Annotated in this window: 17 protein-coding genes and 2 tRNA genes; 17 read left to right on the forward strand and 2 right to left on the reverse strand. The window is 47.5% G+C overall.

What is annotated here, in order from left to right; all coding sequences use genetic code 11:
- Nucleotides 1-93 precede the first annotated feature (93 nt).
- From ACI4N7_RS03190 to ACI4N7_RS03270, 17 genes are all read left to right on the forward strand, one after another.
- Nucleotides 94-1,293: a DUF3084 domain-containing protein gene (locus ACI4N7_RS03190; RefSeq protein WP_439731928.1), complete on the forward strand. Its 1,200-nt coding sequence runs from the start codon at nucleotides 94-96 to the stop codon at nucleotides 1,291-1,293.
- Nucleotides 1,290-1,724, forward strand: a complete 435-nt coding sequence (locus tag ACI4N7_RS03195; protein WP_439731929.1) for a Holliday junction resolvase RuvX — start codon at nucleotides 1,290-1,292, stop codon at nucleotides 1,722-1,724. Before ACI4N7_RS03190 ends, ACI4N7_RS03195 begins: the two co-directional genes overlap by 4 nt.
- Nucleotides 1,725-1,876: 152 nt before the next feature.
- Nucleotides 1,877-1,952, forward strand: a tRNA-Pro gene (locus ACI4N7_RS03200).
- A 7-nt stretch (nucleotides 1,953-1,959) separates the two neighbouring features.
- Nucleotides 1,960-2,036: transfer RNA gene (locus ACI4N7_RS03205), tRNA-Arg, on the forward strand.
- A gap of 251 nt (nucleotides 2,037-2,287) precedes the next feature.
- Nucleotides 2,288-3,496, forward strand: coding sequence for an RNA polymerase sigma factor RpoD (gene rpoD / locus ACI4N7_RS03210; protein ID WP_439731930.1), 1,209 nt, complete (start codon nucleotides 2,288-2,290; stop codon nucleotides 3,494-3,496).
- A gap of 296 nt (nucleotides 3,497-3,792) precedes the next feature.
- Entirely contained in the window at nucleotides 3,793-4,134 is a 342-nt protein-coding gene (gene rplS / locus ACI4N7_RS03215; RefSeq protein WP_366461195.1) for a 50S ribosomal protein L19, read from the forward strand.
- 183 nt (nucleotides 4,135-4,317) lie between these two features.
- Entirely contained in the window at nucleotides 4,318-4,719 is a 402-nt protein-coding gene (locus ACI4N7_RS03220) for a hypothetical protein (protein WP_439731931.1), read from the forward strand.
- A gap of 18 nt (nucleotides 4,720-4,737) precedes the next feature.
- Nucleotides 4,738-5,247, forward strand: a complete 510-nt coding sequence (locus tag ACI4N7_RS03225) for a tRNA (cytidine(34)-2'-O)-methyltransferase (protein ID WP_439731932.1) — start codon at nucleotides 4,738-4,740, stop codon at nucleotides 5,245-5,247.
- Nucleotides 5,234-5,590, forward strand: a complete 357-nt coding sequence (locus tag ACI4N7_RS03230; protein ID WP_439731933.1) for a YlbF family regulator — start codon at nucleotides 5,234-5,236, stop codon at nucleotides 5,588-5,590. The genes ACI4N7_RS03225 and ACI4N7_RS03230 overlap by 14 nt, the downstream gene beginning before the upstream one ends.
- On the forward strand, nucleotides 5,587-6,513 hold the full coding sequence (murB, locus tag ACI4N7_RS03235) for a UDP-N-acetylmuramate dehydrogenase (RefSeq protein WP_439731934.1): 927 nt from the start codon (nucleotides 5,587-5,589) through the stop codon (nucleotides 6,511-6,513). Before ACI4N7_RS03230 ends, murB begins: the two co-directional genes overlap by 4 nt.
- A gap of 191 nt (nucleotides 6,514-6,704) precedes the next feature.
- Nucleotides 6,705-6,986: a co-chaperone GroES gene (gene groES, locus ACI4N7_RS03240; protein ID WP_439731935.1), complete on the forward strand. Its 282-nt coding sequence runs from the start codon at nucleotides 6,705-6,707 to the stop codon at nucleotides 6,984-6,986.
- A 32-nt stretch (nucleotides 6,987-7,018) separates the two neighbouring features.
- Entirely contained in the window at nucleotides 7,019-8,632 is a 1,614-nt protein-coding gene (gene groL, locus ACI4N7_RS03245; RefSeq protein ID WP_439731936.1) for a chaperonin GroEL, read from the forward strand.
- 209 nt (nucleotides 8,633-8,841) lie between these two features.
- Nucleotides 8,842-9,204, forward strand: a complete 363-nt coding sequence (locus tag ACI4N7_RS03250; RefSeq protein ID WP_439731937.1) for a DUF488 domain-containing protein — start codon at nucleotides 8,842-8,844, stop codon at nucleotides 9,202-9,204.
- Between the two features lie 24 nt (nucleotides 9,205-9,228).
- Nucleotides 9,229-10,122: a LysR family transcriptional regulator gene (locus tag ACI4N7_RS03255; RefSeq protein ID WP_439731938.1), complete on the forward strand. Its 894-nt coding sequence runs from the start codon at nucleotides 9,229-9,231 to the stop codon at nucleotides 10,120-10,122.
- Between the two features lie 133 nt (nucleotides 10,123-10,255).
- Entirely contained in the window at nucleotides 10,256-10,795 is a 540-nt protein-coding gene (locus ACI4N7_RS03260) for a flavodoxin family protein (protein WP_439731939.1), read from the forward strand.
- A 24-nt stretch (nucleotides 10,796-10,819) separates the two neighbouring features.
- The gene (locus ACI4N7_RS03265) at nucleotides 10,820-11,956 is read left to right on the forward strand and encodes an alpha/beta hydrolase (RefSeq protein ID WP_439731940.1); all 1,137 of its coding nucleotides are present in this window, start codon (nucleotides 10,820-10,822) and stop codon (nucleotides 11,954-11,956) included.
- A gap of 525 nt (nucleotides 11,957-12,481) precedes the next feature.
- Nucleotides 12,482-13,702 carry a class I SAM-dependent rRNA methyltransferase gene (locus tag ACI4N7_RS03270; RefSeq protein WP_439731941.1) on the forward strand — a complete coding sequence of 407 codons (1,221 nt, stop codon included), beginning with the start codon at nucleotides 12,482-12,484 and terminating at the stop codon, nucleotides 13,700-13,702.
- Between the two features lie 72 nt (nucleotides 13,703-13,774).
- Here ACI4N7_RS03270 and ACI4N7_RS03275 read toward each other — a convergent pair whose 3' ends face one another.
- Together ACI4N7_RS03275 and ACI4N7_RS03280 are read right to left on the reverse strand one after the other, a co-directional pair.
- Nucleotides 13,775-14,353: a DUF2939 domain-containing protein gene (locus ACI4N7_RS03275; RefSeq protein ID WP_439731942.1), complete on the reverse strand. Its 579-nt coding sequence runs from the start codon at nucleotides 14,351-14,353 to the stop codon at nucleotides 13,775-13,777.
- 92 nt (nucleotides 14,354-14,445) lie between these two features.
- Nucleotides 14,446-15,867, reverse strand: a complete 1,422-nt coding sequence (locus tag ACI4N7_RS03280; RefSeq protein ID WP_439731943.1) for an aldehyde dehydrogenase family protein — start codon at nucleotides 15,865-15,867, stop codon at nucleotides 14,446-14,448.
- Between the last annotated feature and the right edge of the window lie 300 nt (nucleotides 15,868-16,167).

Consider the following 16,167-nt stretch of genomic DNA (forward strand, 5'->3'; position numbering starts at 1 on the left):
GCCCGACTTTACATTTCCGGTATTTCATAAAAATAGAAAAGACGGTATAATAAAATAAGATACTTTTAAGAATCGAAAGGAAGGAGGAGTTTCATGTTTATAGGGGCTGCCATACTCCTTGTCCTGATTATCATGGGAGGAGTTATTGCTTTTCTGGGAGACCGTATCGGATCCAAGGTAGGCAAAAGGAGAATGACTCTTTTTGGACTCCGGCCTAAATATACATCAGTCATAGTTACCATCATTTCCGGGGTGCTCATTTCTTTTTCCACGGTGGCGGTCATGGCCGTGGTGAATGAAAATGTAAGAGTAGCCCTTTTCGGCCTTTCCCGGCTGCAGGCGCAGATGAATGATCTGAACCAGGAAATCAAAGTGAAGAACAGGGAACTGGAAAAGGGAAAACTCCAGCTGGAAGCCAGAAATAAAGAATATGAGGATGTAACGAAAAAATCGGAAGAAACATCCAGGGAACTGGATCGGGTGGAAAGCCAGCGTGTTTACATGGAGAATGAATTATCCTCTGTGCAGGATGCTTATGATGAGGCGCAGGCCGGCATAGAGAAATCAGCTCAGGAAATCCAGAATCTGGAAAAAACGAAGGAAGATCTGAACAGTAATATCAGCACCCTGAATCAGGAAAAGAAGACGCTTCTTGAAAATATTTATGCCCTCCGGGAAGGGCAGGTAGTCATGCAGGCCGGACAGGTGCTGACCAGCGTGACCGTAGATGAAAATATGACAAAGGAGCAGGCAGCGAAAGTACTTGAAAGCGTATTGAACGATATTAACGGCATGCTGAAACAGCAGATGAATGTGACTGATGACAGTGTAAACCTGGTGCGTATCAGTCAGGCGGACTTTGACAGTGCAGTACAGGAAATTACCGGCGCTAAAAATAAGAAGCTGGTGCGCATTGTGGCAGCCCAGAACCTGATCCGTGGAGAACGGCTCATCGTTGATTTTGACATTCATGACAACCGCCTGATTTTCAGTAAGGGCGAAGTGATATACAGAGGCAATCTGGATGCTTATCAGAATATTAAAAATTATGAACTTCAGGTTCTGCGCTTCCTGAAGGACCTGAATCATTATGCCCAGTCCAAGGGAGTCCTGCCGGATCCTATTACCGGTAATGTAGGTATACTGGAAGGCCAGGAACTGATTGATGTCATCCAGAAGGTCAAGGAATACGGGGGACAGTGTGTACTGACCGTGACAGCACGGAGGGATATTTATTCCCAGGGTCCGCTTCTGATTGATGTACGGGTAGAACGGAAGGATGGAAATCCATGATAATTGCTGTGGATCCGGGAAAAGATAAAACCGGCTGCGCCGTGGTAGAAGAAGATGGAAGCCTTATTTTCAAAAAGGTCATACCTACCCTGGACTATGAAAAAGAAGTGGCTGCGCTTCTTTCCCGATATCCGGTGCGGGCGTTTATCATGGGAAACGGTACGCGCCACAATGAAATGAAAGACCGCAGTATAAAACTCCTGAAAACCATGGAAAGAAATATACCGGTTGTTCTGGTGGATGAAAAATATACTACGGAAATGGGAGAGCAGTGGTACTGGAAAGATCATCCTGCCAGAGGATTCCAGCGGCTCATTCCCAAAGGGATGCGTACGATTCCTGTGCCGGTGGATGATTATGTGGCCTGGATTATAGGAAATATTTACCTGGGCTTCGTTAAGGCAGAGGACGTGGGACATAAGAAGGTATAGTGGGAGAAGATCGTTTGACGGTCCCTGTTTGTCGTGCGGGAACTGCATCATGGCTAGTGACTTACAGGAAACCGGAAACGATCCCGCCATCCTGTTATTTTATTTTCCCACTTGACGAAATGGGGAGGATGTAATAAAATATCTAAGTGTCACGGGGCATAGCGCAGTTGGTAGCGCACCTGCTTTGGGAGCAGGGGGTCGCCAGTTCGAGTCCGGCTGCCCCGACCAAATATATGGCTCAGTAGCTCAGTTGGATAGAGCAACCGCCTTCTAAGCGGTGGGTCGTGGGTTCGAATCCCTCCTGGGTCACCATCAGCAGAAAGCATTCCGCAAGGAGTGCTTTTTTCCTGCTGTTTTTTCTGGATGAAAAACAGTAGAATATATTTTCTCTATTGATTTTTCCTATCAATTAGAGTATCATTGTAATCTAACTTAAAGGAAACAGGGCAGGCTATTTCTGACAAGGCTTCTGAGGAAGCAGGAAACAATAAATTATATAAGCGGGCTCCCTGACAGATTTATTTTGTGAAAAATATTTGTATGTTTGAGGAGGTGTCCCTACTTTGGCAGCTAAGGCAGCGCAGCTTGCACAGTGGCTGAAAGAACTGCAGGAACGGGTCAATGCAGATGGCAATCTTTCTTATAACGAGATTATTCGTTTTACGAAAGAAAAATCATTGACACAGAAACAGTTAGATGGGATTTTTAATCTTCTTCATGAGCACAATATTGATCTTGTGTATGATGAAGACGAGGATGAAGATGCCGGAGAACCGGATGATACTGATTTCAACGGAGAAGATGAGGATCTCTCCGAAGAAATGATTCTGGAAAATGAAGAAGATGGTCTGGAAGAGGACAAGGAATGGAATGCTGCAGATACAGCAGAGACAGAAGATGCGGACTATGGGACGGCCGGCGGCGTCAGCGATCCTGTGCGTCTCTATCTCAGGGAATGCGGTGCCAATCCTCTGCTCAGCGCAGAGCAGGAAATGAATCTGGCCAAAACGATTGAAAAAGGCAAAAAGAAGGATGCTACACCGGAGGAAAAAGAAGCAGCCAAAGCAGCAAAGAAGGAAATGGCTAATGCCAATCTCCGTCTGGTCGTTTCGATTGCTAAAAAGTATCCCGGCCGCGGCATGCCTTTCCTGGACCTTATTCAGGAAGGAAATATCGGCCTGTTAAAGGCAGTGGACAAGTTTGACTACACCAAGGGGTATAAATTCTCTACCTATGCCACCTGGTGGATCAGGCAGGCAATTACCCGTTCCATTGCTGACCAGGCCCGTACGATCCGTGTACCGGTGCATATGGTGGAAACCATTAATAAAATGAACCGGGTAGGACGCCGGTTCCTGCAGGAACATGGCAGGGAAGCAACGAATGAAGAGCTTTCCAAGGAAATGGGAATCAGCGTGGAAAAGATCAGGGAAGCAAAAAAAGCAGCTCAGGATCCTATTTCCCTTGAAACGCCAATCGGTGAAAAAGAAGATTCCCATTTAGGCGATTTCATCGAAGATCAGAAGACAGCATCTCCGGAAGATGAAGCAGCCGCCACTATGAGAAGGGAACAGGTCTATAAGATGCTGGACACCCTGACGGAAAGAGAAAAAGGCGTGCTGGCTCTTCGATTCGGCATGGATGACGGAACTCCCCGTACTTTGGAAGAAGTAGGCAAGCATTTTGGCGTTACCCGTGAACGTATCCGCCAGATTGAAGGCAAAGCATTGAAAAAACTGAAAAAACAGGCCATGCCCATGGCAGGACTGTAATGAAAAAGAGCTGTGTCATTTCCGGCACAGCTCTTTTTGCATGCAGCATATAGTATTCCTTCAGGCTGATGCGTTTTCAGTCCTCGGAAATGAAGATCCGGAGCCCTGTTTCTGAGTTGAATTTTCCACTGGCTTTTCCTCTTTTCCTGTAGTATAATATTCAAGCATTCAGCATCAAAGTATCTACTTCCTGATTGCAATGCAATGAAAAGTATGATACAATGCTACTGTTAGTCTGGACAGTCCTCTGCCAAAAGCGATCGGCATGAATGTCTTGTGAGAAGGAGGAAAAGATCGTGAACATTATTGAAACACTGGAAAATGAACAGCTCAGAAAGGACATTCCTGAATTCCGCCCGGGGGACACCGTCAGAGTTCATGTAAAGGTCATCGAAGGCAAGACTGAACGTGTACAGGTATTTGAAGGCATCGTTATTGCCCGCAAAAATGCCGGCGTAAGAGAAACTTTCACCGTTCGTCGTATTTCCTATGGCGTAGGCGTTGAAAGAACATTCCTGGTTCATTCTCCTCGTCTGGAAAAGATCGAAGTAAAGCGCCGCGGCATTGTCCGTCGTGCAAAACTGTTCTATCTGCGTGGTCTGTCCGGCAAAGCAGCTAGAATTAAGGAAAGAAAATAAGGATAAAAAAACTGCAGCAGCGCTGCAGTTTTTTTATTGGAGAAAAAGAGCAGGGCTGTCAATCCGGTGGGAAGACGGCCCTGCTCTTTTGTGTACTCCTGTTTTTCTCTTGGACGGAATGTGGTAGAATAGTAAAAGTGCGGGGAGGGGACAGTCTTTTGGTATTTTATAAGTGAGGAACCTATGAAATATAAATATGTCATTCCGGCAGTAGTATTATCTTTAGGCATGATGATTCCTGTTTCGGCCAATAAAATAAAGAATGTATTCGTAGTAGATGAGTTAACGGTGGAAGTGGAAATGGCGGATCCGCTGACAAAGGAAGAACTGAATCCTGCTGCCTTCCTGTCGCCCGGCTATAAATCGGAATTTACTTTTAATGAGGGTGTGGAAGCGGTAGGTCTTCCGATTCCACAGAAAAGTGATGGATTCCACTACAATATTTATCGGATTGCGGTGAACGGACTGGAAACAGGACCGATTTACCAGATTTCCTACCGGGGCCAGAAGCCCAAGACATTCAAGTTTTATGGCGGCAGGGAGCAGGTAGATAAGTATCGGGACCGATACGGAAGTTATTTCTGAATTTTGGGAAGGGAAACTATGCATATTGTGTTAGTGGAGCCTGAGATACCGGGCAATACGGGAAATATTTCCCGCCTCTGCGCAGCGGAACATCTGACGCTCCATCTGGTGGAACCTTTGGGATTTTCCATTGATGACAAGCATTTGAAAAGGGCAGGCCTTGATTACTGGGATCTCCTGGAAGTCCATGTGCATCCCGATTTCCAATCCGTGGAAAGAATGCTGGCGGGGCATCATTTTTATTATAATACTACCAAGGCAGTGAAATCCTATACGGATGTATCTTTCCGGGAAGACGATGTACTGGTATTCGGGAAGGAAACAAAAGGCCTTCCTGAGGATATGCTCAGGGCCCATAAGGATGACTGTATCCGGATTCCCATGATTGAAGAGGCCCGTTCTCTTAATTTATCCAATGCGGTAGCAATTGTAGCATTAGAAGCACTGAGGCAGACCGGATTTCCTCATCTTTTAAAAGAGAGCGGACGGTTGTTTAAAGGAGGCAGAGACACTCATGAATACGTATGATGCGGCCTATGATCTGGCCAGGGCCATCAAAGAAAGCGATGAGATGAAGAGGCTGACTGCGGCAGCTGAAAAGATCAAGGGCGATGAAGAAGCCAGAAAAATGGTGAAGGAATATATCATGGCTCAGATGAAGGCAGATTATGCCAAGCTGGCAGGCCAGAAGGAAGATGAAGAAGGCTATCAGCATCTCCAGGAACTGGCTGTGCTGGTAAGCAACAACAGCAATGCCCAGGAATATCTCCAGGCATTTATCCGCTGGAATCAGGTAGCTGCGGATTTGCAGAAGATTGTATCCGATGCAATGGCGCAGGGTATGGATGTATTGGAATTGGATAAACAATGACAGACTGGAAAGCATTTCTTGATGGAATTTTAAATGAACGGCAGTATAAGCTGAATGAGCCTATGAGCCGTCATACAACATACGGTATCGGGGGACCGGCAGACTGCTTTGTCACTCCGCAGACGATAGAGGAACTGAAAAAGATTCTTTCTAAAGCCCATGATGAAGGGATCGCTTTGACTTTTATCGGCGGGGGCTCCAATCTTCTGGTATCGGATCTGGGAATTCGCGGGATTACCTTATGCACGAACCGGCTGAAACCGGAAATGACCTGCAGTGAGACCTGGATTACCGCCATGGGCGGCGCCGGTACCGGCACCGTATCCCGATTTGCGGAAAAGAACAGCCTGAAAGGTTTTGAGTGGGCAGTGGGTATTCCCGGAACACTCTGCGGTGCTGTTTTCATGAATGCCAATGGATATGGCAGCCAGATGAAAAATGTGGTGGAAGAAGTCTATACCATTTCTGCGGATGGCAGGGAAGACCGCATCTATGGGTGGGATGACCTTCACTACGGCGACAGCGACAGCATTTTTATGCATAACGGGGATATCATTGTGGGAGCCAAGCTCCATCTGGCTCCCGGAAATGCAGATGAAATCAAAAGGAACATGACGGAGCATCAGATTTCCAGAAGAACGAAGCAGCCTTTGGAAAAACGAAGCGCCGGCACCATGTACCTTCGTCCGCCGGGATATCACGTGGGACCGATGATTAAAGCCTGCGGGCTGATCGGCTTCTCCATCGGAGATGCCCAGGTGTCCACGAAGCATCCCGATTTTGTGGTCAACAACGGTCATGCATCCTGCAAAGAAGTGCTTGCCGTTCTGCATGAAGTGCAGAAGCGGATCATGGATACCTATCATATCCATGTGCCCCTGGATGTACGTATCATTGGGGAAGGCGTCAAACAGGAAAGATAAATCGGTGAAAGCCGGCTGCGAAGAGCAGCCGGCTTTTCGCGTGCCTGAAAAAGAGGCAGATAGTAAATTTCCTTTTTTAGGAATGATTTTTTTTAATAAAATACTTGCATTTTTGAAGAAAGTTATGTATTATAGAAAAGTAAGTTAGCACTCGATGCTAGTGAGTGCTAATAGTCAAAGGAGGAATAGACATGTTAAAACCATTGGCAGATCGTGTTCTCGTTAAAGTTGATGAAGAAGAAACCAAGACTAAAGGCGGAATCCTGATTCCGGATACAGCACAGAAAAAATCCCAGAAGGGTACAGTTATGGCTATCGGCTCCGGCAAGATGCTTGATAACGGCAGCCGCGTACCATTTGAAGTAAAAGTAGGAGACCATGTTCTCTTTGCTAAATATTCCGGTGTAGATATCGACGAAGACGGAGAAAAATATCTGCTTCTTGCTGAAAGAGATATTCTCGCTATTCTTTAATGTAAAGTTATAATTTCTTAGGAGTGATATAAATGGCAAAAAAAGTACTTTATAATGAAGAAGCCCGCGCTGCTCTCCTGAAGGGCGTTGATCAGCTGGCTAATGCAGTAAAGATTACTCTGGGACCGAAAGGCCGCAATGTAGTTCTTGATAAGAAATTCGGCGCTCCGAATATCGTTAATGATGGTGTTTCCATTGCCCGTGAAATTGAACTGAAGGATCCTTTTGAAAATATGGGTGCTCAGCTGGTTAAAGAAGTAGCTACCAAGACCAATGATGTGGCCGGCGACGGCACCACCACCGCTACTCTTCTGGCTCAGTCCATGATTCATGAAGGCATGAGAAATGTGGCTGCCGGTGCAAACCCCATGGTTCTGAAGAAGGGTATTGAAGAAGCAGTGAAAGTTCTTGTAGAAGAAATCAAGAAGAAAGCTGTTCCGGTAAAGACTAAGGAAGCCATTGCTCAGGTTGCATCCATTTCTTCTGCCGATAAGACCATTGGCGGACTGATTGCAGACGCTATGGAAAAAGTTGGCAATGACGGAGTTATTACAGTCGAAGATTCCAAGACCATGGGCACCAGCCTGAAAGTAGTAGAAGGCATGCAGTTTGACCGCGGCTACCTCTCCCCGTACATGGTTACCGATCCGGATAAAATGGAATGCATTATGGATAACCCATACATCCTGATTACCGACAAGAAGATCAATATGCTGCAGGATATGCTCCAGCTGCTGGAACAGGTTGCTCGTTCCGGCAAGGAACTCCTCATCATTGCTGAAGATGTGGAAGGCGAAGCTCTGGCTACTCTGGTTGTGAACAGACTCCGTGGCACACTGAAATGCGCTGCTGTAAAAGCTCCGGGATTCGGCGACCGCCGCAAAGCTATGCTTGAAGATATTGCCATCCTTACCGGCGGCCATGTAATTTCTGATGATATGGGCCGCAAGCTCCAGAGCGCAACCCTGGATGATCTTGGCACAGCTCATCAGGTTCGCATTACCAAAGACAACACCACCATCGTAGGCGGTGCCGGCGACAAAGATGAAATCAAACACAGAGTGGAACAGATCCGTGAACAGTACAAAGACGCTGTTTCCCAGTTTGATAAGGATAAACTTCAGGAACGTCTGGCTAAGATGTCCGGCGGTATCGCTGTCATTGAAGTAGGTGCAGCTACTGAAGTAGAAATGAAAGATAAGAGACTCCGCATCGAAGATGCTCTGAATGCTACCAGAGCTGCTGTGGAAGAAGGTATTGTAGCCGGCGGCGGCACAACTTTCCTGGATATCCAGAAGAGCCTTGATTCCATTGAAGCAGAAGGCGATGTGAAGACCGGTGTTAACCTCGTTCGTCATGCCATTGAAGCTCCTGTACGCCAGATTGCAGATAACGCAGGTCTGGAAGGCGCTATTGTAGCTGAAAAGGTAAAAGAAGCAGGCGATGGTATCGGCTATAACGCAGCTGAAGATAAATATGAAGACATGATGGCTGCCGGCATTGTGGATCCGGCCAAGGTAACCAGAAGCGCACTGCAGAATGCAGCTTCCATTGCAGCCCTTGTTCTTACCACTGAAGCTGTAGTTGGCGATATTCCGGAAGAAAAACCGGCTATGCCTCCTATGCCCCAGGGCGGAATGATGTAATCTGATCTCTCTGATGCATCATCAGTAAACAACATAAAAACTGTGAAACCATAGAAATATGGCTTCACAGTTTTTTTATGGGAGGAAGTGCCCTGTTCTGAAGACCGGAAATTTTGCAGAAGTCACATTTTATTATGATCCGCCATGATACAATAGAAATGACGGGAGCACCGATTCCGGCGCTCTTCCGGAGAAAGGAAGTTTTTATGATGGACATACAGTTAAAACGGGTATATGAAATGCCTGAGGAATCGGATGGATTTAGGATTCTTACTGATCGGCTGTGGCCAAGAGGCATGTCAAAGGAAAAAGCGGCGCTGGGAATATGGGCAAAGGATGTGGCTCCTTCCCCGGAACTGCGGAAATGGTTCGGCCATGATCCGGCAAAGTATGAAGAATTCAGGAAAAGATATCGGAAGGAACTGGAAGAGAACCCGGCAGCAGAAAACTTTATTTCTCTGGTGAAGAAAGAACTGGAGAAGGGCAGAGTGACTCTTCTTTACGGCGCCAGGGATGCAGAACATAACCAGGCGGTGGTGCTGAAGGATTTTCTTAATGAAATTCTCTTGTAAGAAAGCATAGGATGGAGGGACAGCATGGAATTAAGGGTAATCAAGTACTTCCTGGCAGTGGCTGAGGAAGAAAATATTACAAAAGCGGCAGAAAAGCTGCATCTTACCCAGCCCACCCTTTCCCGGCAGCTGCAGGAGCTGGAAGAAGAACTGGGAGCCGAACTTTTTGTACGGGGCAAGAGGAAGACAACCCTGACGGATGCAGGCATTCTTTTTAAAGCACGGGCAGAAGAGCTGGTTGCTCTAGAAGAACGGACTATTAACGAGTTTGCCCATCTCAGTGATGCAGTGGCGGGGGACGTATATATGGGCTGCGGAGAAACAGAAGCCATGAGGGATGTGGTGTCTGCCCTGGCCCCTGCCCTTCGCCGGTACCCTGATATTCATCTTCATCTCTTAAGCGGAAACGGGGAGCAGTCCATGGACTATCTGGAAAAGGGGCTGCTTGACTTTGCCCTTCTCTGCCGCAGCATACCGCCGGATGGATACTACTATATCCGGCTGCCCTATATGGATACCTGGGGCCTGCTTCTCCGAAAGGACAATCCACTGGCGGAAAAGCCGGGCATTCGTGCAGCCGATGTGAGAAAAGAACCTCTCATCATTGCCGCCCAGCTGGCGTCCAGAAATGAAATCCAGCGCTGGATGGGAGGAAATGAGGAGCTCCATATTGCTGCCACCTACAATCTGGCCTATAATGCAGCCTTTCTGGTAGAAAAGGGGATGGGAAGCATGATTACCTATGACGGCCTGATTCCCTGCGACACCCCCTACCGCAGGAATCTGGTGTTCCGTCCTTTTATTCCTGCCCTGCACAGCGGTAATTTCCTGATATGGAAAAAGGAACGCACTCTGTCCAAGGCGGCAGAACTTTTGAAAAGTCAGATGGAAGATTATTTCCGGGAAGATCAGTCATGAAGCCTGCAGCTTATTATACCTGCTAAGCATGATTAGTGAAAATAATCGGGTATTGGTTATCATAATACCTCCTGCTCTATAATGGAATCATCAATGAAATGATGGTTCACATAATAGAGCAGGGGGTATTTTTATGGATAAAAATGTAATTATCATTTCCGCCAGTCTGCGGGGAAAAAGCAATTCCCGGACATTGGCGGAATCTTTTGCCCAGGGGGCGGAGCAGGCGGGAAACCGGGTGGAACTGATTTCTCTTCAGGGGAAAAAGTTCGGGTTCTGCACAGGATGCCTCTCCTGCCAAAAAAACTTTCGCTGTTTCATGAAGGATGATGCGGAAGAAATCTGTGAAAAGATAGGGAAGGCTGACGTGGTGGTATTTGCCACACCCATTTATTACTACGGAATAAGCGGGCAGCTGAAAACGCTGCTGGACCGCTGTAATCCCCTGTTTCCCCAGGCATATTGTTTCCGGGACGTGTATCTTCTTACCGCAGCAGCGGATGATAATCCTCATACGCCGGAGAAGGCTGTTTCCTGTCTTACCGGCTGGATTGACTGTTTTCCGAAATCCCGCCTGGCCGGTACCGTCTTTGCTGGCGGCGTGACGGATGAGGGCGACATTGGAAATCATAAGGCACTGGATGAAGCCTTTGAAGCTGGCATGCATGTGTAACATGTAAGCAAAGGAGAAAAGAAAATGAAAAATGTTAAGAAAATGAAGTGGATGATTTTCGCCCTGGCAGGCCTTGCTGTGGCAGGCTCTGTGATGACAGCAGATGCAGCCGATGTGAAAAGCCAGGCAGACAAAGGAAACGGAGCGCGTCAGATTTCTACTACTCCCTGGCAGGGAGATGAGCCGCTGAAGCTCACGGATATCTGGGACAAAACATTCCCCAAGAGCGACAAGGTTAATCACAGCAAGGTGACTTTCCACAACCGCTATGGCATTACTTTGGCAGCTGATGTGTACATGCCGAAAAACAGGACAGGAAAAATGGCAGCTCTTGCTGTGGCAGGTCCCTTCGGCGCTGTAAAAGAACAGGCCTCCGGTCTCTATGCCCAGAAGCTGGCAGAAATGGGATTTCTGACCATTGCCTTTGATCCGTCCTTCGTTGGTGAAAGCGGTGGAGTGGCAAGAAATGTGGCCAGCCCGGACATCAATACAGAAGATTTCTCTGCTGCCGTAGACTATCTGTCCAACAGGGATGATGTAGATCCTGATAAAATCGGTATTGTAGGTATCTGCGGCTTCGGCGGCATGGCCATCAATGCAGCAGCCATGGATACCAGAATCAAGGCTACCGTGACCTCCACCATGTATGACATGAGCCGCGTCATTGCCAATGGCTACTTTGATTATACAAAGGACCAGGATACCCTGAAAAAGGAAAGAATGGACCGCCGCAGAGCCTTGAATCAGCAGCGGACAGAAGATTATAAGAATGGAAACTACAAGAGAGACGGCGGCGTGGTGGATCCTCTTCCGGCCGATGCACCGCAGTTTGTGAAAGACTACTATGACTACTACAAGACAAAGAGAGGATACCATCCCCGGTCCCTTAACTCCAACGATGGCTGGAATGTGACCAGTGCCCTGTCCTTCACCAACATGCCTCTTATGACCTATGCCGATGAAATCGAAAGCCCGGTGCTCATTATTCACGGCGAAAAGGCTCATTCCCGCTACTTCTCTGAAGATACCTTTAAGAAACTGAAAGGAAATAACAAAGAATTTCTCATCGTTCCCGGCGCAAACCACACAGACCTGTACGATAACATGGAAAAGATTCCTTTCGACAGAATCGCCGCCTTCTTCCACAAATATTTGGGATGACAGAGTGTCCCCTGCCTCCCCATCTATGGGGGGAAGGGGGGACTGCTGCCGCGGGCAGGAAGCTAAGGAAACGCTGATTCATTCATAGGGTTTACTTTCATAAGAAGTTTTATGCACTGCTTCGTCATGGGATTTCTTAATCAGCCTGCTATTCTCGTCATCTCATTCCATGCATTGCATAAAATTTCAAGAATGAAGGCAAGCAGCGAATTAATCAGCGCCTCCCTGAAAGGAGAGTGCCCGGTTTGTCTGGCTTGTGCATCTTATGCAGGAGTGCACAGTGAAAGGGAATGCCGGGAAGCGGCATTATAAACTGCGGCGCAGCCGTTACGTCATCCCTCGCGCCATAAGCGCATCAAATATAAGAACCTTAAGAACCTTCGGACCCCAGGGCCCGTCAACCTTCCCTTCTTTTGAACCCGCTGAACCTGGAAAACAGGCCTGCCATGGCAGGCCTGTTTTCCTTATTCTCCCTGTGGTAAAATAACAGAAATATACCTTATTTTGTTTATATAGGAGACAGAGATGGAAGCATTAAAAACGGTAACAATCAGTAAACGGGCAGAACTGGCAGCCAGAGGAGGACATCCCTGGATTTACGGGACGGAAATTAAAAGTGCAGAAGAGGGTATAGAACCCGGGGACATCGTTAAGGTCCTTTCATCCAAGGGGAAATTTGTGGGAAGCGGATTTTACAATCCTCATTCCAAAATAACCGTTCGGATTTTTTCCACCAATGCCAATGACCGTTTTGACAGGGCATTCTGGAAACGGCGGGCTGCCTATGCCGTGGATTATCGGCTGCAGGTGATGAGAAAGGAAGACTATGACTGCTGCCGGCTGGTTTTTGGAGAAGCAGACCAGCTCCCGGGTATGACGGTGGACCGTTTTGGAGATGTGCTGTCGGTTCAGGTTCTTTCTCTGGGCATGGAAAAACGGAAAAAGGAATTTCTTGACGGCCTTATTGAGGTGCTGCGGGAAAGAAATCTTCCTGTCTCCTGCGTTTATGAAAGAAATGATGTGAAAATCAGGGAACTGGAAGGCATGGCGGAGTACAAAGGATTTTACAAGTCACCGCTTCTGGATGAATCCTCTGAAAAGACACTGGTGGATATTGTGGAAAATGGTATCCGTTATACCGTGGATGTGGAGAACGGACAAAAGACCGGCTTCTTCCTGGACCAGAAATTCAACCGGCTGGCCGCTGCTTCCATCGCCCGTGGCCGCCGCGTGCTGGACTGCTTTACCCATACCGGCGCTTTCGCTCTGAATGCAGCCAAAGGTGGAGCGGCCTCTGTAACGGCACTGGATATATCCCGGGAAGCGGTGGACATGGCCGCCCATAATGGAGAAATCAACGGACTTTCCATCAGGGCCGTGCAGGCGGACGTATTTGATTACCTCACGGAGCTGGACCGCACAAAGAATCATGACTATGATTACATCATTCTCGACCCGCCTGCTTTTACGAAATCAGGAAAAACAGTGCATGAAGCATTTCGGGGTTATAAGGAAATCAACTACCGGGCTATGAAAATCCTTCCCCGTGGAGGATACCTGGCTACCTGCTCCTGCTCCCATTTCATGGGAGAGGAACTGTTTGTAAAAATGGTGAAAGAAGCAGCCCGGGATGCCGGTGTAACGCTTCGCCAGATCGAATTCCGTCAGCAGGCACCGGATCATCCTATTCTCCTGACGGTGCCGGAAACCTATTATTTAAAGTTTTTCCTTTTTCAGATTATTTAAGGAATCACATAGACTGCTGCAAAGAAAAATGCGGTGTCTCTCTAGGAGATACCGCATTTTTTGTGAATGAATTCAACCGGCCCGTTCTTTCAGGTAATCTTTCAGATTCAGAATCCTCACGGCTGTCCAGTTTCCGTTCACATCTTTTTCCATAAGTACCTGCCAGGTAAAGTCTCTATCCAGTTTCTTGTCATGGACTTTGACACGGACCACAGCCTTTCCGTCTGTTTCTTTCACGTCCAGTATATCCGTCAGGGAAAGGGCAGCTGACCCAAGGGAGGCTGACATGATTTTTCCGGCTCTGCCGGCATTATCTTTTTCGCTGCCTTCCGTAAAACGGATTTCCGTCTGCCGCACCATTTCATCCACTGCCTGTTTTTTCAGCATTTTCAGAATGGAGGACGCCAGTGCATGCTCCGGCCTGCCGTCGGAAGCAAGGTAGGAAGCAGTGTCATCCACGGCAGAGGAGTAGACCTTGTCCATGTCTACTCTTTCCTTAAAAAGCTGCAGATCTTTTTTCCTGACTGCCTGCTGGATTTCCGCGGCTGCATAGGCTGGTGTTTTTGACCAGTAAAGAAAGTACCAGCCGCCGGCAGCGGCCAGGATCAGAATAAGAATGATGGCGATTTTCTTTAAGATGGAATGATTCATAGCTCCTCCTTTTTTATATTATATCGAAAAAAGAAGGAACAGGAAACCTGTCAGCAGCAGGAAATACCGGGCAGAAGATGCCTTGTGGGCATTTATTTTCCTGAGTCGAAGAGGGCTTTCTGCTGAGTAAACTCAATCATCCCATAAATGCCGCCTTCGCGGCCCAGCCCGCTTTCCTTATAGCCGCCGAAAGGAGCTTCCGTATCCCTGGGGCTGGCATTGATATATACATTGCCTGCCTGAATCCTGTGGGCCAGGGCGATAGCCTTTTCCTTGGGACCGAATACGCCTGCATTCAGTCCGTAGCGTACGTCATTGGCAATCCGGACGGCATCATCTTCATCCTTGTACGGAATGACGCAGAGCACCGGCCCGAAAATTTCGTCCTGGGCAATGGTCATATCATTTTTCACGTCGGTAAAGATTGTGGGAGCAATATAATACCCCTTGTCCGGTGACTGGGGCAGGCCGCCGAGGAGAAGACGGGCACCTTCATCCATGCCCTTTTGAATGTATTCGGAAATCTTTTTATACTGCTGCAGGGAAGATACAGGTCCCAGCTTTACGGTATGGTCTGTGGGATCACCTACGGTATATTCGGCGGCAATTTTTACCAGCTGCTTTTCTATGGTCTCTTTTTCGTTTTCCGGAACGAGGAGACGGGAGAAGGCGGTGCAGGTCTGCCCGGAATTCAGGAAGATACTGTTGAAGCAGATATGAATAGGATCGGTGTAGTCATGACTGGCAGCCGGTAGAATGACATAGGGGGATTTGCCGCCCAGTTCCAGGCTGATGTGCTTGACCGATTCCAGTGCCCTTTTACCTACGGTAATACCGCCGGAGGTGGATCCGGTAAAGGAAATCATGTCCACCAGAGGATGGGAAGACAAAGCATCTCCCACTTCACCGCCTCTTCCGGTAACCAGGTTGAATACTCCTTTAGGAAAATCTGCTTTTTCAAAGGCGTCAGCCAGGTAATAGGAAGAAAGAGGAGTATGCTGGCTTGGTTTCAGGATGACTGTATTTCCCATCAGCAGGGCCGGTATGATTTTCTGAATAACCTGGCCAAGGGGATAGTTCCAGGGGGTAATGCAGCCGATAACGCCTACCGGTTCCCTGTAGGTAGTGGAGCAGGCCATTTTTTCTACCATAGGAACCTTCGGTGCCAGATCAATGTAAGAACGGGTACGTACGTACTGATATTCCACCTGGGAAGATTTTGTAAAAGAATAGGGGGAGCCCAGTTCTTTTATGGTAATGTCAATCAGGTCATCTTCCTGGCTTTTGAAAATAGTCAGAAATTTTTCCATCAGAGCAATCCGCTGTGCAAGGGGAAGGGCAGACCATGCAGGAAGCGCTTTGTGAGCTGCTTTGGCTGCCTTATCTACATCCTCTGCATTTCCTCGGGGAACCCGGGCAAAGATTCGGCGTTCAGCCGGATTTTCTACCTCAATAAACTGGCCTGATGCACCGGGAACCCACTGTCCATCAATATACAGTTTTTCAAAATCCACTGGTAAAACCTCCTTTACCTGCTGCAAAGAGAAAAGGAACGGCTCCATAGCCTATTCCCGTCTTTGGCTTTATTCAATTCAATTGAATTTTCCTTGGAACACCGGCTGGAAATAGGAAAGATTTTGTAATCTTTTGACAAGCCATACTTCATCAAATGGTGCTTCCTTAGACTATCCTACTCTATTATAATGATTTTCCCTAAAACATACAACGGCGCAGGAAGAGGGCACTGCCTGTCCATTCATGATATAATAAATGTGAATCTGACCTGTTTAGATTTAATAAGAATATAATATAAA

Source organism: Dialister sp. (assembly GCF_051885895.1).
GTDB lineage: Bacteria > Bacillota > Negativicutes > Veillonellales > Dialisteraceae > Dialister.